Origin of the sequence: Erysipelatoclostridium sp. MSK.23.31 (assembly GCF_019125875.1) — a bacterium.
In the GTDB taxonomy this organism is placed as follows: domain Bacteria; phylum Bacillota_I; class Bacilli_A; order Erysipelotrichales; family Coprobacillaceae; genus Thomasclavelia; species Thomasclavelia ramosa.
In genome coordinates this window covers 23,694-50,685 of the sequence record NZ_JAHOCB010000012.1, presented here as the reverse complement: position 1 = coordinate 50,685, position 26,992 = coordinate 23,694, and the positions used below count along the sequence as shown (strand labels likewise).

Here is a 26,992-nt window from a genome sequence, read left to right as displayed (position 1 = left end):
ATTACATCTTATGTATATAATGCACAGATATACATTTCATCCCGCCATGACAAGTCAATACAGCTGGTAACTTGTTTACGATAACCTCAATATTATCAAAAATATCTTGTAATAATCGTTTTGCTTTCAGCGCTGATTCTTCATTATCAGCATGAGAGATGTATAATGTATAATCCTTAGCATTAACACCAGCATTTTTAAATTTGTCAATTACAGTTTTAACAATTTTTGATTCTGTCCTACTCATCGCATATTTATCGACACAACTACCATCTTCCTTCAAATAAAGTAAAGCTTTTACTTTCAAGATTGATGCCATTTTAGCAGCTACCGGCGATAACCGTCCCGAGCGCGCCAATTGCTTAAAATCAAATGGGGCTAAAAAAGAAAAACTATTTTTAGTTTTCATTTCTAACATTTCAAAAATTTCATTTACATCATGATCATTATCAGCCATCTGTTTAGCCGCTAATGCCATATCCATGACAGGTGCACCAACTTGGCGGCTATCATAAATATACATATTATTCATTTCTAACTGATTTTTCACAAGATTAAATCCACTCCAAGTTCCACTTAAATCACTACTGCAGGTGATAATGATAATAGCTTCATAATTTTTAGCTTTCCAATTCGCCATTAATTCATGTAAATATCCAGTATTTGGCTGTGATGTCGTAGGGATACATCCAGCTTCCAGTTTTTTATATAATTCTTCCGTTGAAATATCAATTTGGTCTTTGTACTCGATCCCGTCAATCAGTACACTTAGTGAGACTAACTCAATTCCAGATTCTTTCGCTTGAACCCCGTTCATCGCACTTGTTGTATCGGTAACAATTAAATAATTTTTCATTATTCTTTATCCTTTCATAATTCCAATTCTTTATCTTGGTAATCTTTAGTGAGATGTTGATAGTCTTTTAGCCAAGTAACTCCTTCTAAATATTCCTCTTCACTCAAGAGTTCATCTAAAATGTTAAAGTGAACTAGCATACAAACATCATAAATGCTTTGCCATAAAGCATCAAATTCATTATCACTAGCCTTCAAATCACTTTGTTCACTCTCTATGTATGCGACTAACTCATGAGCCAGCTTGGTTGCTTTTTCTTTTTCAGTTGCAGCCATTATATATCCTCCTTGACTTTTATATAATGAAATTATAACATTATTTTAACAAAAGGAGTTAAAAACATGAAAACAATTTCAATTTTCCAAGTCCAAGACATCAATAATTTATTAAAAGAACGCCAATTTGACTACATTCTCAAATTACGTGATGCTTGTGGCAGTCAAAGTCTCTATCTTGAATGTACTGGTGAAGAAACCGATATTAATATATTATGCAATGTAATCAATGAATTATTAAAAAATGATTATTTACAAGTAATTCCCGGAACTATCAATCCATACAACCTGTTATTAAAATAATATATTAATTATTACCATAAGCACGATAACTTATTATATTATTTTCATAAAATGAAAGCGGTTTTCATCACCTGAAAAAAGACCACTTTCTTTTCTTTTGCCGTTATAATAGCCTTGTAACAAAAAACAAAGGAGATTTACAAATGGCAAAAAGACCTGTAAAAATTGCTACCATCGGTGGCGGGAGTTCATATACTCCAGAATTAGTTGAAGGATTTATTAAAAGATATGATGAACTACCTATCAAAGAACTGTGGTTAGTTGATATTGAAGAAGGTAAAGAAAAGTTAGAAATCGTTGGAGCAATGGCACAAAGAATGGTAAAAGCTGCGGGTGTTCCTATGACGATTCATTTAACATTAGATCGTGAAGAAGCTTTAAAAGACGCTGATTTCGTTACTACTCAATTTAGAGTTGGCTTATTGGATGCAAGAATTAAAGACGAAAGAATTCCCTTAAGTCATGGGATTATTGGGCAAGAAACAAATGGTGCCGGAGGAATGTTTAAAGCATTTAGAACTGTTCCTGTTATCTTAGAAATCGTTGAAGATATGAAAAGACTATGTCCAAATGCCTGGCTAGTAAACTTTACTAATCCTAGTGGAATGGTTACTGAAGCTGTTATCAAATATGGTAAATGGGATAAAGTTGTTGGTTTATGTAATGTACCTATCTCTTGCCGTAAAATGGTTGGGAAAGCTTTAGATAAAAACGAAGAAGAATTATTCTTTAAATTCGCTGGATTAAACCATTTTCACTGGCATCGAGTATGGGATGTTGATGGAACTGAATTAACTGATAAAGCAATTCAAAAACTATATGTTGAAAACGATGGTTTAAGAAAATTTGGGGCTAATGCTACACGTGCAAAGGAAGAAGAGGAAAAAGCCGCTAAACGTGCCGCTGATGCCGGAGTAGCAAATATTAAAAATATTTCATTTGTTGCAGAACAAATCCAAGATTTAGGATATCTGCCATGTATGTATCACCGTTACTACTATATCACTGATGATATGCTTGAAGATGAAATTGCCGACTTCAAAGAAAATGGTACTCGTGCTGAAGTTGTAAAAAGAACAGAAGCTGAATTATTTGAATTATATAAAGATCCTAATTTAGATTATAAACCAGAACAATTGACAAAACGTGGTGGTACTTATTATAGTGATGCTGCTTGTGAATTAATCAACTCAATCTATAATGATAAACGTACAACTATGGTCGTATCAACACAAAACAAAGGGGCATTAACTGATCTTCCATATGATAGTGTAGCTGAAGTATCTGCTATCATTACAGCAGCAGGACCAATGCCAATTTCTTGGGGAACATTAAAACCTGCAGCTCGGGGAATGGTTCAAATTATGAAAGCAATGGAAGAAACTACAATTGAAGCTGCCGTTACTGGTGATTATGGTAAAGCATTACATGCATTTACAATTAATCCATTAGTTCCAAGTGGTCAAATTGCTAAAACATTATTAGATGAAATGTTGATTGCTCATAAAAAACACTTACCTCAATTTGCTGATAAAATCGCTGAATTAGAAGCACAACAATAAAATAACCTGGAGTTTTGAAGCGAACCTCCTAAGTTGAAGCAACAACTTAGGAGATTCATTTCATTCTTCCAGGTTTTCTTTATTTTATCGGCTTCCGCCTCCGCCGCCTCCGGAGAAACCACCTCCGCCTCCGCCAAAGGAACTAAAACCACCGCCACCGCTATACGATGAACTATGAGCTGCACTATATGCATTAGCTGCACTACGAACACCACCGTACATAAATGTTCTCGTTGCTAACATCGTATAAGTGTAATCAATATTTGAATATTGATTAAATTCTGGGCAGAGTTTACCAATTTGTTTTTCTACCTCGTCAGCAATACCAAGAATTGAAGCAAACATTAAATATTCTTCCCAGAGTTTTACTTCAATTACTTCTTTTTCTTCAATACTACTAAAGTCTAATAAAAAGCGTTTTAATCCCTTAGTATAAATGATATCATCTCTAAATGATGGTTCATAAACTACTTTTTCATTTGCAATATCTATTCCTAAGAACTTTTTATAAGTTGTTTGCTTTTTCATTAAGCCCTTTTCTTTTAATTCTTTTTCTTCAAATTCAATCAAATCATTAAACCAATCTTCGATTTCTTCATAATTCCGTTTACACCAACGTTCAAATTCTTTATTCTCTAAGATTTGATTATCACCACTTGCTTCCCGAAAATAACCTAACATCTTTTCTTCTAAAATATTTTCTGTTGGAATCTCACCACTGAAATCAATTTCATATTTATCTTTTTTAAACCAGCCAGTGCCCGGTTCCATGGTAAAATTCACATAGCCATCTCTGATCCATTTTAACAACATAGCACACAAGATACCTGAACGATCATCTTGCTGGATAATCCCTGCTTTTGTTGCAACGTAATAAAAATAGTAGATATCTTTATGACAAGGAATATCACGGAACGGATTAACATGTTCCATTGTCGGAATTTCATTGTTACCGTCACTAAAATATAATTGTTTATTTTTGTTTGCTTTAGATACAATTCCAACAATTACTGCAATTATCCCAGCAAGTACCGCAACACTAATACCAATAAACATAAATATTGAACCATCACTAGAATCTTCTTGATAACTTGAGCCATCACGTGCATCTTCTAAAACAGCTTCAAATGATTCATTTTTGGTTATTACATTGCTAAAAGTTCCATCGGGTACTCTAACTAAAATATTGACATAATTAATATCGCCTCGACGATTATTGTTTAAATCACGATTCGATATAATTATCGCTCCATGATCATCAAAAATAACTTGTCCTTCATAGCCAAAGCCCCAAATATCACTATCTTGATCATAAAACTTGTAATCAGAACTAATCGTTGCTTCAAATTCAGCTGGTTTAGGATTCATTTCCTGATTAAGTAATTGCCAATTAAACCCCTGAGCATCACTATATTGATTAACAAATGGAGTAATCGTATAAGTCATCGTATATGTGTGTTGACCATAATCACCTATCCCATAACATAACTCATAACCATCACTCTTTTCAATGATCCCACATTTATTTTTCTTCTCTTGACGACTAGCATCAATATCCCAATTATCAACATATTGATATTTTGTTCCTTTTTCATCGACAACAGAAAAATCACTGATCGTAGCCCCATAAAGATTATTAAATGCCTTGTAGTTTTCTGTTCCTTCAATCGCATCCATCTTCCAAGTTTCCTCAACTTTTGCTGAACCATCTTGATTAATATAAATGTTCATATTAACCGCTTGAAGGTCATTCCCTGATGCCAAAACAGGTAACGGCATCAAAGAAACCAGAAAGATTGAGAGTGCTAAAAATAATTTTTTAAGTTTCATTTTAAAATTTAACCTTTGGTACTTCTTTATCTGTTTCTTGAACCTCAAAATAATCAAAAGTTCCAAAACCAAATATTTTTGCAATAAGCACTGAAGGGAAAACTTCTGTTTGATTGGTATATTTATTTACTGAATCATTATAAAATTGTCGTGCATACGTAATTTTATCTTCTGTAGCTGTCAATTCTTTTTGTAATTCCATAAAATTAGTATTAGCTTTTAAATCCGGATAAGCTTCACCTAACATCATTAATCGGCTTAAAGCCTGATTTAATTCACCAGAAGCTGCAAGCTGATCTTGAGGACTATTGGCAGTCACATAAGTATTTCTTGCTTTTATTGCATTTTCTAACGTTTCCTTTTCGTGACTAGCATACCCCTTGACTGTTTCAACAAGGTTCGGGATCAAATCAGCCCGCCTTTTTAATACCACATCAATTTGTGCCCAGTTAGTTTTAACCCGGTTCTTTAATTTAGTTAATGTGTTATATGCAACTATGCAGTAAATCACAATTAACGCCACTACTATAAGTACAATAATTATTGGTATACTCATTTTTAAACGCCTCCTTTTTCTATACTTATATTATACAATCTTAGTAAGAATATACAACGAATACGATAATCATAAAAATGTCAAATTTCCAAAAAAGGATGTCATATTAAAACATCCTTCTATTATTATTAATTATTTTCTTTTCTTCTTTTCATCCATAAAACCAGACTCGCAGTTGAAACCATTAATGCAAATATACCAGCAAAATTAGCCGCATCACCAGTTTTTACTCCTTGAGAAGACTCTTCGCTAATCGCAACTTTCTCTAATTGTTCTAGTGCATTTTGTAAAACCGTTTTGGCTTCATCAACAGCTGCCAGTGTCGCCTTTTCATCTGCTAAGACAATTTTGGCTGCTGATAAAGCTTTTTCTAATCGTTCCCAAGAAGCCCTTGTATAATCTTTAGCAGATAATTTTTCAGTCCGCTCAACTAGCTCCTGTAATTTAATCTTATTGAAATCACGAATATTTAAATTTTCAATTGCCACATTTAACCGTGTAATAGCAGCATTTACCTGAGCTTGAGTTACATCATTTCCAGTATAAATATCTTGTGCTGCTTGTAAAGCGGTCTTAAACTCTTTAACTAAATCAGCATCAAGATTACTTAAAATATCTTCAGTAATCTTATCAGTAATAGCTAAAAGTGCTTCTAACTGACTCTTATCAACTTTTTCTTCAGTCTTTTTAACTAAAGCTTGATACATAGTTTGTAATTTTTCATAACTATCATCAACTTGTTTTTGTGTTGCCTGATCATCTTTCAAAATCACTATTGCTTGATCATATGCTTCCTTAAATTCTTGATACGATTGGACTGTATATTCTTCACTTGTTTCAAAAACTTTCTTTATTTCATCGCTTTCAATATAGTTTTCAAGAAACTCTTTGTTTACCGAGATAATATATTTAATAGTATAATTTTCTATCGTTTTACCATCTTCCGCTCTAACAATGATCTTTACTTCATTATTATATACTGGTAAAACAGTAATTGCTTCATTATTATTACCTTGAGCTATAACTGATGGGGTATCAGCTGTTTTCAAATCAACAGTATATGTTTTAGTAAGCTTATCATACCCTCGATAACCATTAAATTCTTTAATATTAACCCCATCTAATTTTAAATCATCTAGATTTGCAGATGAATTTGCAGTTACTGGTAAAATATAATCATATACTTCTATTTCTGTTAAACCAATACATTTATTAACTTGCGGTGACTTCATCCATATGCGTAATTTATTAGTTGTAATCGGGTGAATAAATCCATATGGAGTATCACCAGATGTATATGGTACTTGTGTAATGTGCGAAGACTCAATTTCTTGCCATGAATTTGTTGGAACATCATAATATTCAAACCGGACATTGTTATCACCTGGTAAAACACTGAATTGATTATCCGTAAAATGCCACAGTTTAATATTTTGCATCAAGTATTCTTTTTGCCATTCTAATTGTACATAAGTATCCACCGGAGGATTTTCATTTCTTAAACTCCAATTTGTCCACCGTGCGCTTTCGCGTCCACTTTCATTAGTAATCCCATCATTTAATTCACTCAATGAATCATTGATTGGCGTTGCTGTTGGTTCACTTGGAACACCATTGACCATTTTCCCATTTGTAAATAATGGTGTATCTTGATAATTCTTTGAAGCAATATTCTGTGAATCAGCTAATTTTGGTGCTACTCGAACAGTTGCTGTAACATCTTTTACTTCATTTAGAACATTGACTGTACCTTTTACTGTTACCATTCCTTCATTTTTAAAAGCATCAGCAGGAATATTCCATTTAACCGGAAAAGCCTCACTATAATTTCCATTTTCATAAAGTCCTCGAACCGTTTGTGGTAATACCGGTGTAATTCCTGCACTAGTTACTGTTGAATAGTTTTCCATGGCTACGACATTACCAATTACATGAACCGTTACAGTTACTACAGCTTCACTATCCTGAAGTTTTCCTGTTATTGTGAACTCACCAATTTTATTTAATGATTCTTTATCATATTCATTCCATTTAATCGTTAAGTCTCTTGTCTCCCCATTATTGTATGTTCCTACAACTTTTGCAGGCAGATCAGGTTCTTCACCAACATTAACATATAAATTTTTAGCAATTGTGTAACTTTGCAGATAAGCATCACCCTCAACAGCATTTTTAACCGTCTTGACAGAAATATTTGAACCACTTAAACCATCACTGCTGGCACTAAATGTAAATGATCCCTCATCTTTAGTAGATTGAACAATCACTAATGCCTTTCCTGAAAAGGCTTTTCGTGAAGTTCCCTTATAACTATCAGTATCAGCTGCATTACCATTATCAACCCCAACAATTTTACCATTTCCTTCAATCTTGAAATTAATACGATTATCAGCTCCAGCGACAATATTTCCATTCATATCTTTAACATCGACAGTAAGATAAGATAAACTACTGCCATCAGCTAAAATTTCCTTTTTATCAGCACTTATCGCTAATTTTGCAGCTTTGGTATTAGTCGTTACACTGCTTCTTCCTTCAGTTTCTGTAATTAAATTACCTTTTTTGTCATATGCTTTAGCACTCAACGTTCCTGAAGCCCAGGTTACATTAAAGCTTGGGTAAAATTCTCCATTTGAAAATGTTTGATACTTATATCCTAAAGCAGTAGTATGCGTTGTTGCTGTATCCTCCCCCACTTTATTCCCATTTAAATATAACTCCACTTTTGCAGCATTAGTAAATACATCGACCTTGACCTTACCATTATTATTTTTGACTATTTCATCATTGTTCCATGTTGACATTAAATGCAAAGTAGTTGTATCTTCGTCCCACATACTTTTATATAAATAATAAGTATCTTTTACAAATCCTGCAGTATCAACAATTCCAAAATATGATGATTTAGGTTTAGCTCCCTGACCACTTGCACTTCCTGCTCCAGTTCCATTCCATGGCGTTGGTTCACCAATATAATCAAAACCAGTCCACACAAACTCTCCAGCATTGAAATCATTCTTAATAACAAATTGCCAGGCATCACTTGCTGAATGTCCCCAGCCAACTTTTGCCTCATCATTATCATATTCTGACATTTGTAAAGTATTATCATCTTTACCCGTAGTATTATAAACTCCACGACTATGGACAGCACTTGCCGTTTCAGAACCGTATAGTGGCCAATCGCTATAAGTATTGTGCATAGCTATAGTTTGATCACCATTTGCATAGTTCATTCCAACCACGCCACCAGCTTCATATATTTTTTGATTAATTTGGCTGAGCATCGCATTTGGATTAGTATTTTTGCGATTATCACCATTTGTGACTGGACGAGTTGTATCAACCTCTTGAACCCATTTAATTAAATCATCAACTAAATTTAAATAATGTGAGGTATTTCCTGATACTCCTTCATCAATTTCATTACCTAATGACCACATAATTACACTTGGATCATTTTTAGCACCATCAACCATTGCTTTAACATCAAATTCGCCCCACTTCATTCCAGCTTTTCCATTAACAATTTGATTATCGGTACTAATTACTTCATTAAAATGTGAAGTGTAGTCATTAACATTTCCATTTTTATATTCGGTCCAGCCATCAAATGCTTCATTAATAACTAACATTCCATTTTCATTACATACTTCTAATAAAACTGATGCCGCAGGATTATGGGTAACACGAATCGCATTGCATCCCATTTCTTTTAATATTTTGACCTGCCGTTCAATTGCATCACGATTAGCAACTGCTCCTAGTGCACCCTGATCATGGTGCAGACAAACACCTTTTAATTTTATTTTTTCACCATTTAATGAAAAACCTGTATTATTATCAAAATCAAAATAGCGGAAACCATACTCAGTTTCATAAGTATCTAAAACTTTATTATCCGCCACGATTTCAGTTTTCATTGTATATAAATTTGTATCCTCAGTGGACCACAATTTAGGAGCAATAACAGACACTTCCTGTTTTACATCTTTTGTACTTTTAGCTGCTAATTCAACTTCATTAGTGACGGTACTACCCGCGGCATTTCCTTGAGCATCCAATAAAGTATTTTTAACTGTGATCGTTTTATTTGTATCGCTATCATTATCGATTGTTGCTGTAACATCAACTTTAACATTATTGTCCTTAGTATTTTCTAAATCTTTAGCAATGATTTTAGTTCCATTATAGCCAACATGAACCTTATCTGTAACTGTTAACTTTACATCTCGATAAATCCCACTTCCAGAGTACCAGCGACTACTTGGAATTTTATTATTAGTTTTTACTACTAAAACATTTTCAGTCTCACCATCGCAGATTAAGCCCTCAGTCAAATCAAATGCAAAAGCAGTATATCCATATGGATGCTCACCTAATTTTGTCCCATTTAAATAAACTTCAGCATTCATATAAGCGCCATCAAACTCAATCATCAATTGTTTTTCTTGATATTTTTTAGGTACTACAAAAGTTTTTCGATACCAGCCAACGCCACCTGGTAAAAAACCACTCTCTGCTTCTCCGCTTGTTGTGAAATCTTGATCAATACTATAGTCATGTGGCAAATTCACCGTTTCCCAAGTTGAATCATTGTAATCTTTGTTTTGAGCATCATTTATATCACCACGATGAAACTTCCAATTTTCATTAAATAGCGTGGTTCTTTGCCCATCTCCAATGATATCAACATATACTTCTTCGGGGTCTGACTGAGTAATTCTTGCATTTTCTTGTGCTAATACCCCAACTGGTGCTGATGATAACAACATTGAAACAGTTGCTACAGCACATAATTTTTGATTCCATCTTCCTTTCATAACTTCCTCCTTTTCCCGTATAGAATAGCTATTTTGATTAGTTAAAGTTCCCAAATAAATATAAAAGACCTGATTGTTCATCACGCTTATAAACGCTTTAAACAACCAGGTCTTGCCTAATCAAATAGTAACAATCCTATGCACTAACAATTATAGTTAATCACGTAAACCATGTCAATTAATTTACTAATAAAAGATTATTATTTTAGTAAATATAATTATATGTGGAAAAAGCAGGTAAATTACCTGCTTTTATATTTTAGCTCTGATGTTTAAATTTCCTTTTCAACTCAGCTAATAAAACTAATGCTCCGATAAACATTCCTATATATCCAAATAATTGAACCTCATCTCCCGTTGCTACTACTGAACTATCCTTAGACTCATCAGGTTTTACGGTTACTTCACCAGCTTTTTTAAATGAGGCCCTTACACGAATATCAGCCGTAACATTTTTAATCATATATGAGTTATCCTTAATTTCAACTGCCTTTTCATTGATTAGTAATTGATCAAGTTCATAGCCTTGGTCAGGAACAACTTTTAAAGTAACGCTTTCACCAGCGTTAACAGTTGACCTATCAGCTATAACTTTACCATTTACAGTATCTTCAATAAAAATACCAAATGTTGTATCTGAATCATTTATATTTTTTACATTAATACTATCTAAAACATACCAGCCCTGCTCTGTCACTTCCGCATCTTTAAGGGCTAAAGCAATTTCCGGAAGATTATTATTTTTATCATTAACAATTGCTGTTGCTAGTTTGTATTCACCTGATTTAATACTATTTGGCAATTTAAATGTAGTCTCATAATGATTATTTCCATCTTCGAAAAGCCAATCACCCGGGTTTACTTTATCAGTATCTTCATTATATTGATAAATAACCTGATTTGTTTTTGGGTCCAATAATGCGAAAGCAACATGATATTTATTATCCCAATGTTTATTTTTATTCGGCAACATGCCTAGCCCTAAATTACGCCACGCTTGTTTAATCGTTATTTCTTCCCCAGTCGTGAAAAGCTCAGGAACTTCTAAACTAGTCAAAGCGAGGCGATAGCCACCATTCAAACCAAATTTATTCAATAAACCAGAACCGTTTTGTTGATCATTCTCTAGCCATTTCTGACAGTCCATTACAACCCGAGCATCTAGAGTATTTGCTCGACATGCCAAAGCATCAGCTACGACCTGACGTAAAATACCATCCAAAGTCGGATAACCAGCATTATTATACCAGTATTCTCGTACTTTAAATGAATGATAACAATTTTCTGCAAAAACTGGTATTCCTTGATTAAACCATTCTAATGTTTGATTTCTAATTGCATCCGTCATCCAGCCAAATGTATCACGGCGAACAACAAAATCATATTCTTTGTCAAATGCTCCAGTATAAGGTTTGTCAGTATTAATGATCTCATCATTTTCTTGAGTCCCATAATTTTCTGGTTGTCCTTCTTGAGCTCCCAATAAAACATCCGGGAAATATTTATCATATATTTTAATCACTTTTTCAACCGCATCATAAACATTATCATCCCACTCAGTACTAAATTTAACGTGATGTGCTTCACCCCAGTTACCAAAGCCCATACCATCAATAAAAGCAATATCTAAATCATTATTAAACTCTGCACCAAATGCTTTAATAAACTTATCTAATTTTTCTAAGAAAACAGGATCATTAATATATGGATCTTTAGCATCGATTTCTGGTGCCGTATCATCAGTTCGATCAGTTTTATACCAGCTTGCTCCTGCTTTAAATACATATTCTGGTGTTGCCTGCTGAAAAGCATCACTTGAATCCACCAATACCCTAAAAGCTAATTGAATTCCTCGCGCTCTTGCTCCACTAATTAATTTACTCAACCTGCTATCAGGATCATTCCATGCATAATTTCCTTCTGATGGTTCATACCAGCTCCAAGGATTACGAATATATAAAATATTTGTCTTTAAACCTTGAGCATATAATTCATCCATTTCAGCCCAATATTTATCAACATCGGTATCTTGGAATTCATAATATTGAACCCATCCCATTGACGGATTATTATAAATCGTTTCATTATCAACAATAGTTGAAATCAATTTATTGCCGGGCAAAACTCTTCTTGGTACAACAACTTCAAACTCATCTGTGATACCAACATCCTGACCATCTTCACTACTAACCTTTAATGTTATTTTAACTTTTGTATCTGTCAAAGGTGCATTAATATTACCATTTAAATCAATGATTTCCTCATGATCAGAACTATTGATCGATACCTCATAGCCTTTTAAATGAGGAATTGGAAATTTGCTTTCACCTTGATTTACAACTATATTGGTATCAATACTTTCAGCATAGTACTGAGCATTATTATTTATTGTTCCAATTGCATTTAAATCTGTAAATAAATAGGAATTATCCCAAACTAGATTAGCTTTATTTACGATCAAGCGAATTTTACTAGTTGTAAGTTCATTAAAAATAAGCTGCTGTGATTCTCTAATTTGATTATCGGTTTTATGTTTAAAATCAAATGTATCAACATTTTTCCAACTATTACCATCCCAAATTTCCACAGTCAAATTACCAATACCTTGTGAATTAGGAAAATGTGCCGTATAAACAAGTTCATTAGTTGTAATTGTCCGTGGTGAAAAATCTAAGATATACTCATCACTATCAGAATATGTAGTTTTATAATAACTACTTACATTATTATCAACCATTCCAGCTGCATCAATATTTTCACCATTATGATAAACTCGGGCATTTGATAAAAGATTATCTTTTAAATATACACCTTCTGTTTCAATTTCATTGATTACAATATTTTCATTACTTTGTAATTCTAAAATAAATATATTTCCCAAAGATAAATAACCGGGATCAACTTCAAAATAATCCCCATTTTTATCACTTTTCCAGTCTGGTTTAAAATCACCAGCTAAATCATTGATCATCCCATTTTCATTGACATTAACATTACGATAATAATTAGTATTCGCAATACCTTTTAAGGTAACAGTTTCAATGTTTTTATTACTCGTATAAATTCTCATTTTCTTTAATGCAATATTGGCAAACTTATTATTTTCAGGTTTAACTTCAAACAATAAAGACGTATTCCCATTATTACTCCAACCGCTTTTTATGTCACCATCAGTTATACTTGTAATTTTATAGGCTTGATCATTAACCAAAGAAATATCTAAATATTTAGAACAGTTTTCAATATTTATATCTTGATCTAACGAAATACGATACTCATCACTATAAAGATCTAATCCCTCACAAGTAACATGAATACTATATGTACCCACTGGTACTGTCTTAGGAATTACAAATTCATAATTTAATTTACCATTTTTCATCTCAACTTGATATTTGACTGGTCTTGCTAGTGATTGATGAGATTTAAAATCGACTAACTCTAAATTTATTGTAGTAGATTTATTCTTATTTTTTATTACCATTGGTACAATATTTTTCACACCATAATTTCCTTGTGAAGAACTTATTTGAATAGATGGTAACTCTCCAGATTTATAACCCCATACCTGTACTTCAACAATATCATTCGTATTTTCCCAACTAGTATATGAATCTAATGTTTTTAACATGATTTTATTAGTTGAATAAACTTGATCAAATTGAATTCGAAATGGCTCACATTCAATATTCTTATCCCACCTAAATTCAAATTCACGACTGCCATTATTTAAAATATTTTCCCAAGTTTGACTACTATCATCCCAATATAATATTTCTGCAACTTTAGGGCCTTGGTCATTTCCATATGTTGAATATAGATCTAAAGAATACACATCTATTAAATCCTCTCCATAATCAAATGTAAAAATTCCTGGATTTTCTCTAGTTGGCTTATTTGTAACGGGCGTATACATTGCCCACTGAATACCATCAATTAAATCGCCTGTTACTCCTGAATATCCAGTAACGTTGGTACTGATCTTACTGCTTAAATTAACATTATTTAATAAAATTAGACCATTTGTAACACTTTCACTATCAATCGTTGTTCTTACTTGATATTGACCCCCTGACAATGTTCCTGGTACTTGCAGCACTAATTGAGTAGTGTCACCATTGATTACCCCATTTTGCTTTGTTGCTTCTACTTCTCTTGCTTCTTCATCAATCAGTACTGTGTTATATTCTTTACCACTCAATCCCGTTCCAGTTATCGTAATTGTCAGATTAGCATTTGGTACTACCGGTTTATTATCTTTATAAACCTCTGTATAACCCACTTTCAAGATAGTTTGATCTAAATGCTGTTGCCAATTTCCTTGAGCCTTGATTGGTACAATATAACTAAAAAACATCGCCACTATAACTAATAACGAAACAATCTTACCTCTCTTTTTCATAATAAAGTTTCCTTTCCAAAATAAACACTATTTCATTCGTTTATCCCCTTTATTTCCCCAAACTACTAACACATTTATTTATTATCAATATTCACACTCCTTTTCTACATCTTTTGCGATTGTTACCAAACAATTTTATTGTTATCTACTTTTAGAATACAACGTTTTAATACCAGTGTCAATACAAAATGTAAGGGGTTTCTTTTTTGTCCTATATATGCAAAATTGTTACCAAACACTTTACAAAATAATAATTAAATGATATTTTTATAAATAAGGATGGGAGATATTATGAGAAAGTACGAAACAATTTCCATTGATTTAAAGAAACGAATTGAAAATGGTGAATTTGAAGAAACAAAAAAACTGCCTACTGGTGGGCAGCTGATGAAAGAATATGATGCTAGTAAAAACACCATCAGCAATGCTATTAATTTGCTGGTTAATGATGGATTGTTATTTGCTATTCATGGTAGTGGTTTTTACATTCGAAAACCAAATAAAGGAACTATCAAATTAAATAACACAATCGGTTTTTCAGCTGAACATCCCGGTGAAAAATTAGAACGTGATATTTTAAGTTTTAAATTAATTGACTGTGATACTGATCTAGCAGAACATTTAGAATGTAAAGTTGGTACTCCAGTTTATGCAATAAAACGATTAATGTATATTGATGATATCCCTTTTGCTGTTGAATATACTTACTATAACAAAGACATCATTCCTTATCTTAATGAAGACATTGCAAAAACATCAATTTTTTCTTTTATTATTAATGATTTAAAACTTACGATCGGCTTTTCTGAAAAATACATTTTTGCTAAACCACTATCAAAAGAAGATCAAGAGCTTTTAAACCTAGAACCTGGTGCCTTTGGTTTAATTATCGATGATAACGTTTTCCTTTCAAACGGCAAAAAATTTAATTACTCGAAAATCTGGTATAATTATAAATATGCTAATTTTTTCAACAATGATAAATCAACTCGTAAAAAATCATAAACAGTATTATAGTTTATGATTTTTTATTTAGGCTGATTATGATTTCTATGATGACTATCTTGATTATGCCCTGGCTGACACCCTTCAGGAACCTCCTCTTGATTAAATATAGCTAAAATATTATACAGTTCTTGAACACTAAACTTATTAAGTTCAGCAAAAGAATATTGTGAAGTATAAGACATAATCGTTTCAATAATTTGATATTTACCCGCAGACATATGATGTGATGAAGCGTTATGATGAGTTTCTTGATCAACTTGTGAACAATGATATCGATTAGTTCCAAGCAGGTTTTATAATTTGAAATAAATCATTTCACATAACAATCGATTTAAATATGGCAAAGAATAATAACCATCATTATAACTGTCAGGAATTCCATAAACATATAATAAATCAGCATACTCCTTTAAATAATCTTCTTCTTGAACAAAGGCAATGATTTTTATTTTACGTTCCTTTGCATAATCTAAAATCTCTTTTTGAGCATCAGAAAACCATTCCTTATATACACCAATAAAAACAATAGTATCATTATGATCTAACTGGTTTAGATACATCTTTTCAAACTCATAAAAATTAATCAAATATGCCGGAATATCGTTGACTAACATCTCTAACTGCAGCGTATAAAAATCCGCCAGTTCATGACTATCACCAATAAATGTAACACTTTTTGAAGTTTTGAGTAACTTAACAATTTCTTTTAACTTATCAATATCTAAATTTAATTTAGTCTGTCTTAAGTTAGCAAGACCATCAACATATAAAGATTCACTCATATTTTCAATCGTCGTCCGCATAAATCTTTGAGTATGAGAAATAATTCGGCGCATTTTAACATCCCTAGTAAACAACTCAAATTCATATTTAAAAGCCTGAAAGGATTCAAAACCAGCTTTATTGATGAAACGACTAACTGAAGCAGGAGAAATATTAGCTTCTTCTGCAATCTTCTCTAATGATAATATTTTAATATCCTCAATGTGATTAATAATCGTTCTAGCAATATTATAATCATTACTATTTGCGATTCTTTCATTACAAAATTTAATAAAACTAAAACAATCATTCTTCATCTTTTTTTCCTCCAAATTATCTTTATATTTTTATAATACAACAAAATTAACCTTAAATATTTAATTTTATCTTAATATTACAACTTTTTCACACAATTATTGCTTTATAATTTAATATTTGCTAATGTTAATTAAAAGGTGGTATCAACATATAATGAAAAACAAACTGATCTTGTTATCAATATTATCTGTGGCATTAGTTTCATCGATTAGAGGCTCAATAATTCCAGGAATGAATTTGTTATATCAAGAATATTCTGCTTATCCTATGTCTACTGTCTCTTTAATCATCACGATTCCCTCTATAGCTGTTATCCCTACCTCATATTTTTGTAGTAAGTTTGTTGGAACAAAAGTTTCTTATCGAACTATATTGATTGCGATGAACGCTGCTCTTTTATTTGGTGGGACTGGTCCATTCTTTATTGACGAGCTCTATTCAAGATTATTTTTACGACTGCTCTTTGGTATTGGAATCGGAATTGCCATTTCTTTAAATAAATCCATCATTTTAGAATATTACACTGATAATCGTCAAATCAAGTATTTAGGTTATACAACGATCATTTCCAGTCTAGGTGCAATCTTCTTCCAAACATTAGTTGGCTATTTAAGCAAGATTTCAACTGACTTTATGTTTCTTGGTTATTTACCTTTAGTAATAACACTTATTCTATCTTTTTATATTCCTGATATTCCTTTAAAAGCACCATCCAAATCAACTATCAAAAAAGAAAAAAACATCAAACTTCTCACCATCAGTATTTTCTTTCTAATCTTAAATATGCTGATGTCATCGATTGGTATTAATTTGTCAACTTTGTTTGCTACGAAATCATTTGCAGACATAGCTGTAATAACAGTCCATGCTAATAACATTAATTCTATTTGTTCAATCAGTTCGGGTCTATTATTTAATAAGATATATAATAAATTCAAGAATAATTTCCTCCCCATTTCCTTATTTCTTTGCGCTTTATCTTTAGCAATTTACATTTTTGGGAAAAGTTACATCAGCATGTATATTACTTCGGGAATCTTCGGCTTTACCTATAACACCATTATTTTATACATCTTCTTGATTGCAGCGCAGACCGCTAAAGAAAAGGGTAATGCAGCTGTGGGCGGATATATGGGAATAGCTGCTGGAATTGGTGGCTTTCTTCCCTCATTTCTAGTTTATCTTTGTCAATTATTCTTTAATGAAAGTATTTATTCTGTTTTGTTTATTGCTGTCATGTTTTTAGTTTTTGTCGGATTCATCACTATTAAGTTTTTACCTGCAAAAATAAAATCGTAACATATAATTTTAAACAGGTGCAAAAGAAGAATTCCTAGGAATTCTTCTTTTAATAAATATTCTTTCTTTTCTTTATGATTACAAACAGACCTGCCATGATCCCAATTAAAGAGATATAGAGACTCATTAAATTCTCATCCCCCGTATTTGGGACTACTGGCTTTTTGTCAACTGGCTTAATCGAGTTAATTGGAGTAACACTGCCCTCTTTCTTTTCAAGAGTATCAATTGCATCATTAATTGCTTTTGCCATAGCATCAACTTCAGCTTGCTGTGTAATATTTTTTCCACGAACTACAGCATTTATTGCTGCTTCTACTTTGGAAAAATCTTTATAATCATCCTTGTTTAATTTTTCAGCAGCTACAATAGCCGCATCAACAGCCTGATAATCAGCATCTAAATAAGTTAGTTCATTTTTTGCTGCTAAAAGTGCCTCGTACAATGCATCGCATTGTTCTTTAGTAATATTTTCAACATTATAGCCACTAATTGCTGCATCTAATGCTCGACTGAGTTTCGCATAAGAGTCTAGTGTATAGAGCTTTGCATCTAACACCTGAATTTCATTGATTAATTCTTCTAATATTTGAAGTGAATATGTTTTTGTTAATTCTGGATAAGCACAGCTCATTGCATAATGCTGCCAAGAAGCATGCTCTTGGTTTCCAACATCTGAAAAATTTCCATTTGGTTGATATGTTTCGGGATAAACACCACCAGGAGTGGAATGATCTAAAATAAAACTAGCTAAATAATCTAACTTTTCATTATCGTCTTTTACGCGATTAAACATAATTTCCCATGCTAACCCTTTACCAATAATATGATTTCCACTTTGTTGAGTATCAAAATCATAGACAACATCTAACATCTTATAATCATCATAATCTTGACTATCGTATTTTGCATAAATATCATAAGTATTTTGCATGATTTTTTCATCCATTGCATACCATTGAGCTGCCATTGGAGCCCAATTGACCCATGACATTCCTTTAATAAACTTCATGTTATTATCAATATCATATAATTCAGCATAAATTTTAACTCCATCAACTTCAGTTGTTAAATATTCATTGATTCCCTTTGTTAAAGTTGCGGAAGTATCAGCCCATTTAATTGCTGAATCACTATCGCCAAATTCTTTTGCTAAAGCACTTAGTTCATACAAAGCTTGTGATGCAAATACATTTGTAATTAAATCATAAGATTTCCAATATCTTCCCTCACGTGAATGCTCAAAACTGTCATTTCTCATTAAATTATATTCGTCACTTATGTATCCTTGATCAATATAATAATTTGCAAATCTTTTAATAATTGGATAGGATTTTTTGATAAACTCTTGATTTTCTACCGTCTTTTTACATCCATTAACAAATTGAGCCCATGCATGGATCAACATATAATTCCCATCAATTTGAACATGATTGGATAAAGTATGAAGATTGGATTTATATGCAACATAGCCTGCCTCTCCAGCTACTGCAGTCCCGTTATATAATGTTGCTAAATTATCCACATTTTTACTTCCATACCAAGTAATTGTATTATCACTATTTTGTGGAGCTTTAATTTCTAAATAATAAGATTGCGTTTTATCGACTTGTTCCAACGATAAACTAAATTCTAAATGTACCATTTGCCCACTTGAAGATAGCTTAGAAATATCAATCGCAGCGTCATCTACTTTGATTGCTTCTGCACCATATCCTTTATATAAAGTTGCAATAGCAATTCCCTCTTCTAAATTATTTTTACCTAACAATACATCTACAGCCGTTACATATTGATCTAAAGATGGAATTTCCTGAATCCCAATATTTTTATCTCCAATTGTCATAAGCGGTACTCGATAATCACCCGAATATAATGGTAGGATATCTAACTCAAAATCAAAATCATGACTATCCCAATTATCACCATTTAAACTATAGGCGCTTGCTTTAAGAGCAGGGTTATAATTCCATTGTACATAATCATTATTTTCAGCCCATAAAACAAAATAATAATCTTTATCGGCAGCGACTTTAACTTCTTTTCCAAAATCAATTTGATAATTTTGTACTCCAGCTTTTTCAATTGCTATCTCCCCTGAAGCAATAGCCTTACTATTTAAACTTTCTCTTAATTCACCAATCAAATTACCACCTGCCACGTTAGCATCAGCAGTAAAAGAAACGGCTTGAATTGCATCACCATTTAATGAAATTTTTTGAGCATATGGTGATTGAGCAATATTAACTTCTGAAAATACTTCCGCTGCAATAACATAACCAGTTTGTGACCAAACATTATTTTCCCAGTTCATAGATGCTACAGAACCCGCAAACATTGAAGAACCACAAGCAATAACTTGACCGCTGGTTGTTGTAATATGAACATAATATTTTTGTCCTGGTGTCACAGGAATATTTTCTCCAAAATCAACTGTTTGCCAGCCATTACTTGATACTGTTTGTGAAATAGTTTTTATTGTTTTTGCCTCATTTCCAGGTTCAGTTGTCAACTTAAAAGTAACAGGAGCACTTCCGGTTAAATAAACTCGAAACGAACAGATAGAATCACTATTTGGCACAAATGCAAAAGCAGAATTATTAGTAGTTGCATTAATTAAAAATAAAGCAATCGAATGATCTGTATTTGACATAAATGAATTATCTGTTTTTTCATCATCATTTCCGTTTAATTTAAATGCCGGATATGCGCTTTCTGCAAAGCCGCCTAAAACCGGAACATCATAATTATAACCCATAATAGCATTATCCGCAGGTTTCCCATCAGCCTTTCCGAACATAGCAATACCATTATTAGATTGTACAAAGAAATGATAAGTTTCTCCTTTTTTTACAGTAATTGGCTGGTCAAATGTAAATGTCTGCCAGCCACTAGCAGTAACTGTAATCTCTTTACTTATCAACTCTGTTGAAGCATCTGTAATATTTGTTCGCAAACTTCCAGTTAAAACATCATTTCCAGTAGAATTAGTGAAAATAGAAATTGATGTTACTTTATCACTATCTGTTTGAAATGCTACTCCACCACCGTTATTTGGTCCTTTTAACCCAAATAACGCATGATCAGAAAAAGTCTGTGAGGTATATAAATTTTGTGTCTGTGCTGTTTCTCCCTGGGATAGATAGGAGTTCCCAAATTCTTCATCTTCATAATCAGGAACGATATGCTGAGCATAATCTGCCCCTAGTCCTTGTTGATAGCTCAACAAAAAATTTAATACTTGCCTTGATTTTTGATAATCACCATAAGCATTTTGTGCCATTACTTGAATCGAACTATCACGAATAAACATTCCCTCATAAGCCCCTGTCAAAGAAGTCGGTGCATAACCCCGATTCGTAATTCGATTCGTTAAATTAGCATATGTATTCTTATACATTTCTTTAGCCGCATCGCTTGTCCCTACATGTTCAACTGCAAAAGATGGTGTTCCTAATAATGAAATTACCATTCCAGCAGTTAAGACAATAGTCATTATTTTTTTTAACTGTTTCTTCATCTTCCTCACCTCTCTAATTTGTGTGTTGTTTACTCAATGTATATTGTCTACTTTTATTATTCCCTCCTTTTAGAACAGGTATTTTAATCAAAAAGACAAGACTAAAAAGTATTACACTTTTTTGGTCTTGCCTACCTAAAGTAACAACCCACTAGTATATCTTTAATATACTATTATTTATTATCATTTTAAATCTGTCTATACAATTTTGGTACAATATTTCATTAAATAGTATAATTCTGGTACATTGTTTCACTATCCCACTAAAAAGGAAGTGATTTTAGAAACCATTCCCTTTAAATAACATAATTTTAAACAAATAAAATAATCTAGCCTAGAATTTCGCCATTTGATTCAATCACTTTTTGATACCAGTAAAATGAATCTTTTTTCTTTCTTTTAAAAGTACCATTACCTTTATCGTCCAAATCCACATAAACAAAACCATATCTTTTTGCCATTTCTCCTGTACCCGCCGATACAATATCAATACACCCCCAGGTCGTGTATCCGAGTAAAGGAATTTGATCTATCTCTACTGCCTTTTTGAATTCAACAATATGACTACGCAAATACTCAATACGATAATCATCATGAATCGCTCCATCTTCTTCAACAATATCATAATTACCCATTCCATTTTCGACAATGAATAGTGGTTTTTGATAACGGTCATATAATTCATTTAAAACAAACCTAAGACCTTTGGGATCAATAGGCCATCCCCACGCAGTTTTTTGTAAATAAGGATTGGGTGATGCTTGCTGCCCTCCTGTCGTTGTTGTATTACTTGCATCACAATCAAATGCTGTTGTACGATAATACGAAAAAGCTAAATAGTCAGATGTATTTTCTTTTAGCACCTCATCATCACCCAGCTCTTTTTTTAAAGTGAACTTATATTCATCAAAAATACTTTGAGCATAATTAGGATAATATCCTCTCATCGTGATGTCTGAAAACATCAACGCTTTTCTTCTAAATTCATATGCTCCAAATACATCTTCTGGTTTGCAAGTCATAGGATATATTCCTGATAAAGCACACATTGTCCCGAGCATAAAATTAGGATTTATTTTTCTAGCTATTTTATTTGCCTTAGCACTTGCCACTAATAAATGATGAATTGCCTGCAGCTTGATTCCAGCATCCTCAACAGGTGTTTCCCCCTGATTAGAATTACTTTTAGTCTTCCTATTATTTGATGCAAGACCTAATGTCCAATATCCACCTAAAACATTAATCTCATTTACTGTAATCCAATATTTGACTTTTGTTTTCCAGCGTTCAAACAGTGTAGAAGCAAAATTCAAATAAAATTCTATTAATTTACGATTTATCCATCCACCATATTTTTCAGCCAAATTCAATGGCATATCAAAATGAAGAATTGTCACTAAAGGCTCGATGTTATATTTTTTCAATTCATCAATAACAGCATCATAAAATCTTAGACCATCTTCATTCGGTTCTTTGTCATCACCATGAGGAAAAATACGTGTCCATGAAATAGATAAACGATATACTTTAAACCCCATTTCTGCCATTAATTTAATATCTTCTTTATAACAATGATAAAAATCTGTAGCATTATGACTTGGATAATATCCTGATTCCTTAATAAATGGGTGAAATCCAAATGGAATACATTCCCCAGCCTGAATACTTGTAATATTACCATTATCAGCTTTACAATAAATTCTTCTAGGATTTTCTTGATTTCCATCAGTTAACATATCGTGAACAGCAATACCTCTTCCCCCTTCTTGCCATCCCCCCTCATATTGATTTGCAGCAGTTGCGCCACCCCATAAAAAATTTGTAGGAAATTTCATAATCATTCTCCATTCATATTTTTATCTTTTTCAGATTTTTCTGTTGCATCTTCAATTGCCGCCTGTTTATTTGATACTGAAACAAACGGAACCCAGACAAAGAAAGTTACAACTAAAATGATTGCCTGGATAATAATTCCATGTAATCCATAGCTTATAAACCCTGTAATAAAAATCGGTAACCCAGGAGGGCAATCCACAATGCCACATGTCAAAAAGCCTATATTAGTCGCAAAAATAGCAATTAACGCAGCAATCGCAGAGTTACAAATAAATGGAATAGCAAAAATTGGATTTAATACTAATGGTAAGCCAAAAACTACCGGTTCATTAATACCACAAATACCTGGAACAATTGAAAATTTAGCAATTGCTTTATGATCTTCACGTCTTGAAAATAATAATATAGCTATTAATAATGACAGTGTGATTCCACCACCGCCTACAACAACAAAACTTGTCCAAAATCCCCTTGTTAAAATATTTGTTGCAACATGTCCTGCTGAAACCGCAGCAATATTATCTGCCAATCCAGCAGCTGATAATGGACCTCTAATCCCTTCGATAACCATTCCTCCATGAATTCCAAGAAACCAAAATAGTTGATTGACAAGAGATAATACCACGATTCCAATCGTTGTATTTGCTAATGCTTGTAATGGAATTTGAATAATGTTATAAATCCATACATTTAAGTAATTACCAGTGAACGATTCGAATAAACATCCACAAATAGCAAACAATGCAATAATAATAAAAATTGGAATTAAAATATTGAATGAACGTGCTATTCCTGTTGGTACTGAATCAGGCATCTTTATTTTAATGGCATCTATTTTTGATAATCCCTTTAATAATTCTATAGCCATGATTGATATGAGCATAGAAACAAATAAGCCCTGGGCCCCAATAACTCCTGAACCCAAACCACTGATTATAATAGGATCTTTCAATCCCTCAACAGCCGTACTAATGGCATTAGGACATACTGCTAAATATGCTAATAACCCTATCAATCCACTTTCTAAAGTTGGCAACCCTTCTCTTTGTGCCAATTTAGTACCGATTAAAAAAGCAATAGGTAATGCCATACATGAAATAGTAACAAAATTCATTGCTGTAAAAGCTGGTGATAGCTTTATTAACCATGGAAACCATTGTGCTAAACCACTAGTCCCCGAAACTAAAATATTTAACATACTTCCAAATGAACCAATAATAATAAAAGGTACATACATCGTAAAGGCATCCTTGATTGAGCCAAGATATTTATTTGCTTCAATCTTAGCAGAGAATGCTAATAAACCATTTTGTAATTTTTCAGATAACTTCATTTTATCTCCTCTCTCCTTTTCCAAAAAATATAAGTTTTCATTCCTGCAGTAAACTATTTTCTTATATTCCTTAGCTATAATTATAAAATGAGTTATTATGGAACTCCATGCTTTTAATTTCTATTTATTTGTGGAAGTTATCAAAAAATAAATATTACATATAAATTATAAGGAATCTCATTAAGTATAAAATTTGTATCGTGCTAATTTATCTTTGTAAAATAAAAATAACTGCCGATTTAATCCGCAGTTACCCTATCTTCTTATTAGATAGTTTAGTAAAAACAGCTAGTTATTATCGTTCTAAAACCGTTTCGATTTCTTCAAAAATCGCAATAATTTCTTCATAAGTTTTCTTTCTGATGATCCTTTTAACATATAAAGGATTTTTAATCATATAAGCTAATTCATGATACAAATTTAATATTTTTGAATTTATCGGTTCTCCTATCAAGGGAACAATTATTAATTGAACCCTCTTTTCATTCCATAGAATTGGCTTTGATAAAATACCAATAATTACTTCTGTTTGATTATTTGCACTTATTCCATTTAAAGATAAAATAGAAATCATATTATCTAATTCATGATTAGCTACCTTATCATTTTCAATTATTTCTTGAATTATATTTTTATCATAATTAGTGCTATTGATTATAAATGATATAGCTTCTTCCTTAGTATCCGCATTGATTGATGTTAATACCATTCGCTTATCTATATAATCTCTTATCTTAAATACTTCTTGATCACACAGTATTGTTTCAATTCTCTTTTTATCATTATCACTAAAAAAATAATTGACTTCAATACTTGGTACAGAAAAATCACGTCTTAGTGGAATACTGGATATTAATAAATTAATATTTGTAAAATCATAATTATTTAACTCAATATAATCAGCTGTCTTAACCTCATTAATATATTTTCCATACATCTCTTTAATTTGATAAGCCAATGTATGAGCTGTCCCTCTTCCTAGACCACTTACAACTAAAATATTTTTCTTGTTTTTTATTTGCGTACGCAATAAAGCTAGATTCATATGTAATGCAATATAACCCATCTCATCTTCACTAAGGCGGTTGCCATGATAATCACTGAATTGATCACAAGCTGTTACTGCCATTTGATAGGCAAAGATATTTTGCTGTTTAATTTTATCAATTAACGGATTATGAAGCACTACATTATACCGCGAACGAACCTCCAAGGGGATTAAATGTAATACTAATTGTGATTTTAATTCTTCATCTTGAGTTAAATCGATTCCCCATTTACAGTTAATATTATTAATCATATTATTGACTAACTTATTAACATCAAAATCTTCGATAATGCGATGGATACTTTCATCAAAATGACAAATAATTCTTTTTGCTGCTAAATGTATAGAAAGTGATACTATTTCTTGATCTTTCATTTCTATTGTCAATTCATCATTAATTAATTTTGCCAATTCAACAGCCACTATACTATCAGTCCAGCGAGCTATATCGATAACCATCTTATCAGTTGATTTTAAAAATATTCCTTTTTTAATTCTTTTTAAAGAGATATAAATATCAATTATAAAATTTTGAACTGAAACTTCAGACATTGATATTTGATATCTAGTTAATATTCTATCTACAATATCTTCAATCTTCAAAATCAGCTGGAGCTCATCATTGTTAAATTGTGTTCCAGGAAACCCTTCTCTTTGATCAATATGTGTAATATAAATCTGTGCGAGGCAGAGTCTTTTATTAAACTCCCTGCCTTCTACCCTCATTCCATAATGAGGTTTTTGTAATAATATTAAATCATATTTTTGAAAAGCCTTTCGTACGGATTTAATATTTTGTGATAATACCGACTGAGAGATAAAAAGCTTTTCACATAGAGCTTCTGCCTTGACCCAACCATTATTCTCAATCAGATATTTTTGAATCCATTCCTCTCTTTCTGTCACACTATAAATTGAAAAATCGTTAGTATCATTAAAAGAATTACATAAATTTATAAATTCTTCAATATCGTTAATTACCAGCTTAATACCACGAGATGGAGTGACTTCTATATAATTATCTGTTGCTTTCATATCACAATTCAAAGATTTTATATCTTTAAGTATGGTTTTTGTACTAACATTATTCATAGCACTTAATGTTTCAGAAGTTACATATTCCTCTGTTTCTTTTAAATATTTTAATATTTGGTAGTTTCGCTTATTCATAGTAGCATTATTATATCACAACATATACTTTGTCTCTATCAAATTAAACCAAACATGACCCTCATTTTTTATCACTCTGAATTTCCATAGA

16 protein-coding genes are annotated in these 26,992 nt (G+C 32.0%); 4 read left to right on the top strand and 12 right to left on the bottom strand.

The annotated features are described in order from the left end of the window. Position 1: 1 nt before the first annotated feature. The gene (locus tag KSU54_RS07300; RefSeq protein WP_003537275.1) at positions 2-856 is read right to left on the bottom strand and encodes a DegV family protein; all 855 of its coding nucleotides are present in this window, start codon (positions 854-856) and stop codon (positions 2-4) included. A gap of 14 nt (positions 857-870) precedes the next feature. Beyond that, the gene (locus tag KSU54_RS07295) at positions 871-1,131 is read right to left on the bottom strand and encodes a hypothetical protein (protein WP_003537262.1); all 261 of its coding nucleotides are present in this window, start codon (positions 1,129-1,131) and stop codon (positions 871-873) included. Between the two features lie 66 nt (positions 1,132-1,197). Between KSU54_RS07295 and KSU54_RS07290 the strand changes: the two genes are divergently transcribed. Further along, a complete protein-coding gene (locus tag KSU54_RS07290; protein ID WP_003537261.1) occupies positions 1,198-1,434 on the top strand; it encodes an RDAC family protein in 237 nt (78 codons plus the stop codon). Between the two features lie 143 nt (positions 1,435-1,577). After that, on the top strand, positions 1,578-2,996 hold the full coding sequence (locus tag KSU54_RS07285; RefSeq protein WP_003537260.1) for a 6-phospho-beta-glucosidase: 1,419 nt from the start codon (positions 1,578-1,580) through the stop codon (positions 2,994-2,996). Positions 2,997-3,080: 84 nt separating this feature from the next. On the opposite strand, the gene KSU54_RS07280 is transcribed toward KSU54_RS07285, so the two are convergent. From KSU54_RS07280 to KSU54_RS07265, 4 genes are all read right to left on the bottom strand, one after another. Then, a complete protein-coding gene (locus KSU54_RS07280) occupies positions 3,081-4,826 on the bottom strand; it encodes a DUF2207 family protein (protein WP_003537259.1) in 1,746 nt (581 codons plus the stop codon). Between the two features lies 1 nt (position 4,827). Further along, positions 4,828-5,382 (bottom strand): LemA family protein, encoded by a 555-nt coding sequence (locus KSU54_RS07275; protein ID WP_003537258.1) that lies wholly within the window; start codon positions 5,380-5,382, stop codon positions 4,828-4,830. Positions 5,383-5,510: 128 nt separating this feature from the next. Next, positions 5,511-10,205, bottom strand: coding sequence for a glycoside hydrolase family 2 TIM barrel-domain containing protein (locus KSU54_RS07270; RefSeq protein WP_040434256.1), 4,695 nt, complete (start codon positions 10,203-10,205; stop codon positions 5,511-5,513). Positions 10,206-10,464: 259 nt separating this feature from the next. Then, positions 10,465-14,607, bottom strand: a complete 4,143-nt coding sequence (locus KSU54_RS07265; RefSeq protein WP_003537254.1) for an InlB B-repeat-containing protein — start codon at positions 14,605-14,607, stop codon at positions 10,465-10,467. A gap of 291 nt (positions 14,608-14,898) precedes the next feature. Between KSU54_RS07265 and KSU54_RS07260 the strand changes: the two genes are divergently transcribed. After that, a complete protein-coding gene (locus tag KSU54_RS07260; protein ID WP_008791108.1) occupies positions 14,899-15,612 on the top strand; it encodes a GntR family transcriptional regulator in 714 nt (237 codons plus the stop codon). A gap of 23 nt (positions 15,613-15,635) precedes the next feature. Here the strand turns inward: KSU54_RS07260 and KSU54_RS07255 are convergent, their stop codons facing one another. Together KSU54_RS07255 and KSU54_RS07250 are read right to left on the bottom strand one after the other, a co-directional pair. Then, positions 15,636-15,833 (bottom strand): hypothetical protein, encoded by a 198-nt coding sequence (locus KSU54_RS07255; protein ID WP_003537250.1) that lies wholly within the window; start codon positions 15,831-15,833, stop codon positions 15,636-15,638. A gap of 75 nt (positions 15,834-15,908) precedes the next feature. Then, positions 15,909-16,694, bottom strand: coding sequence for a MurR/RpiR family transcriptional regulator (locus KSU54_RS07250; protein WP_003537247.1), 786 nt, complete (start codon positions 16,692-16,694; stop codon positions 15,909-15,911). A gap of 154 nt (positions 16,695-16,848) precedes the next feature. Here KSU54_RS07250 and KSU54_RS07245 point away from each other — a divergent pair, with 154 nt between their 5' ends. Then, a complete protein-coding gene (locus KSU54_RS07245; protein ID WP_009300738.1) occupies positions 16,849-17,994 on the top strand; it encodes an MFS transporter in 1,146 nt (381 codons plus the stop codon). A 49-nt stretch (positions 17,995-18,043) separates the two neighbouring features. Here the strand turns inward: KSU54_RS07245 and KSU54_RS07240 are convergent, their stop codons facing one another. The 4 genes from KSU54_RS07240 to KSU54_RS07225 all read right to left on the bottom strand — a co-directional run bounded on the left by KSU54_RS07240 (position 18,044) and on the right by KSU54_RS07225 (position 26,901). Beyond that, on the bottom strand, positions 18,044-21,514 hold the full coding sequence (locus KSU54_RS07240; RefSeq protein WP_003537243.1) for a DUF4082 domain-containing protein: 3,471 nt from the start codon (positions 21,512-21,514) through the stop codon (positions 18,044-18,046). Between the two features lie 329 nt (positions 21,515-21,843). Beyond that, complete coding sequence (locus KSU54_RS07235) at positions 21,844-23,349, bottom strand: family 1 glycosylhydrolase (protein WP_117792079.1); 1,506 nt, start codon at positions 23,347-23,349, stop codon at positions 21,844-21,846. A gap of 2 nt (positions 23,350-23,351) precedes the next feature. Further along, entirely contained in the window at positions 23,352-24,683 is a 1,332-nt protein-coding gene (locus KSU54_RS07230) for a PTS sugar transporter subunit IIC (protein ID WP_008791103.1), read from the bottom strand. A 295-nt stretch (positions 24,684-24,978) separates the two neighbouring features. Further along, complete coding sequence (locus tag KSU54_RS07225; RefSeq protein WP_008791102.1) at positions 24,979-26,901, bottom strand: BglG family transcription antiterminator; 1,923 nt, start codon at positions 26,899-26,901, stop codon at positions 24,979-24,981. Positions 26,902-26,992 lie beyond the last annotated feature (91 nt).

What these genes read in the sequence shown, in the direction of transcription:
- KSU54_RS07290 (WP_003537261.1), top strand. Translation starts at nt 1,198, where the DNA reads ATGAAAACAATTTCAATTTTCCAAGTCCAAGACATCAATAATTTATTA.
- KSU54_RS07295 (WP_003537262.1), bottom strand. Translation starts at nt 1,131, where the DNA reads ATGGCTGCAACTGAAAAAGAAAAAGCAACCAAGCTGGCTCATGAGTTA.
- KSU54_RS07270 (WP_040434256.1), bottom strand. Translation starts at nt 10,205, where the DNA reads ATGAAAGGAAGATGGAATCAAAAATTATGTGCTGTAGCAACTGTTTCA.
- KSU54_RS07300 (WP_003537275.1), bottom strand. Translation starts at nt 856, where the DNA reads ATGAAAAATTATTTAATTGTTACCGATACAACAAGTGCGATGAACGGG.
- KSU54_RS07240 (WP_003537243.1), bottom strand. Translation starts at nt 21,514, where the DNA reads ATGAAGAAACAGTTAAAAAAAATAATGACTATTGTCTTAACTGCTGGA.
- KSU54_RS07280 (WP_003537259.1), bottom strand. Translation starts at nt 4,826, where the DNA reads ATGAAACTTAAAAAATTATTTTTAGCACTCTCAATCTTTCTGGTTTCT.
- KSU54_RS07255 (WP_003537250.1), bottom strand. Translation starts at nt 15,833, where the DNA reads ATGTCTGCGGGTAAATATCAAATTATTGAAACGATTATGTCTTATACT.
- KSU54_RS07260 (WP_008791108.1), top strand. Translation starts at nt 14,899, where the DNA reads ATGAGAAAGTACGAAACAATTTCCATTGATTTAAAGAAACGAATTGAA.
- KSU54_RS07245 (WP_009300738.1), top strand. Translation starts at nt 16,849, where the DNA reads ATGAAAAACAAACTGATCTTGTTATCAATATTATCTGTGGCATTAGTT.
- KSU54_RS07285 (WP_003537260.1), top strand. Translation starts at nt 1,578, where the DNA reads ATGGCAAAAAGACCTGTAAAAATTGCTACCATCGGTGGCGGGAGTTCA.
- KSU54_RS07230 (WP_008791103.1), bottom strand. Translation starts at nt 24,683, where the DNA reads ATGAAGTTATCTGAAAAATTACAAAATGGTTTATTAGCATTCTCTGCT.
- KSU54_RS07250 (WP_003537247.1), bottom strand. Translation starts at nt 16,694, where the DNA reads ATGAAGAATGATTGTTTTAGTTTTATTAAATTTTGTAATGAAAGAATC.
- KSU54_RS07265 (WP_003537254.1), bottom strand. Translation starts at nt 14,607, where the DNA reads ATGAAAAAGAGAGGTAAGATTGTTTCGTTATTAGTTATAGTGGCGATG.
- KSU54_RS07225 (WP_008791102.1), bottom strand. Translation starts at nt 26,901, where the DNA reads ATGAATAAGCGAAACTACCAAATATTAAAATATTTAAAAGAAACAGAG.
- KSU54_RS07275 (WP_003537258.1), bottom strand. Translation starts at nt 5,382, where the DNA reads ATGAGTATACCAATAATTATTGTACTTATAGTAGTGGCGTTAATTGTG.
- KSU54_RS07235 (WP_117792079.1), bottom strand. Translation starts at nt 23,349, where the DNA reads ATGAAATTTCCTACAAATTTTTTATGGGGTGGCGCAACTGCTGCAAAT.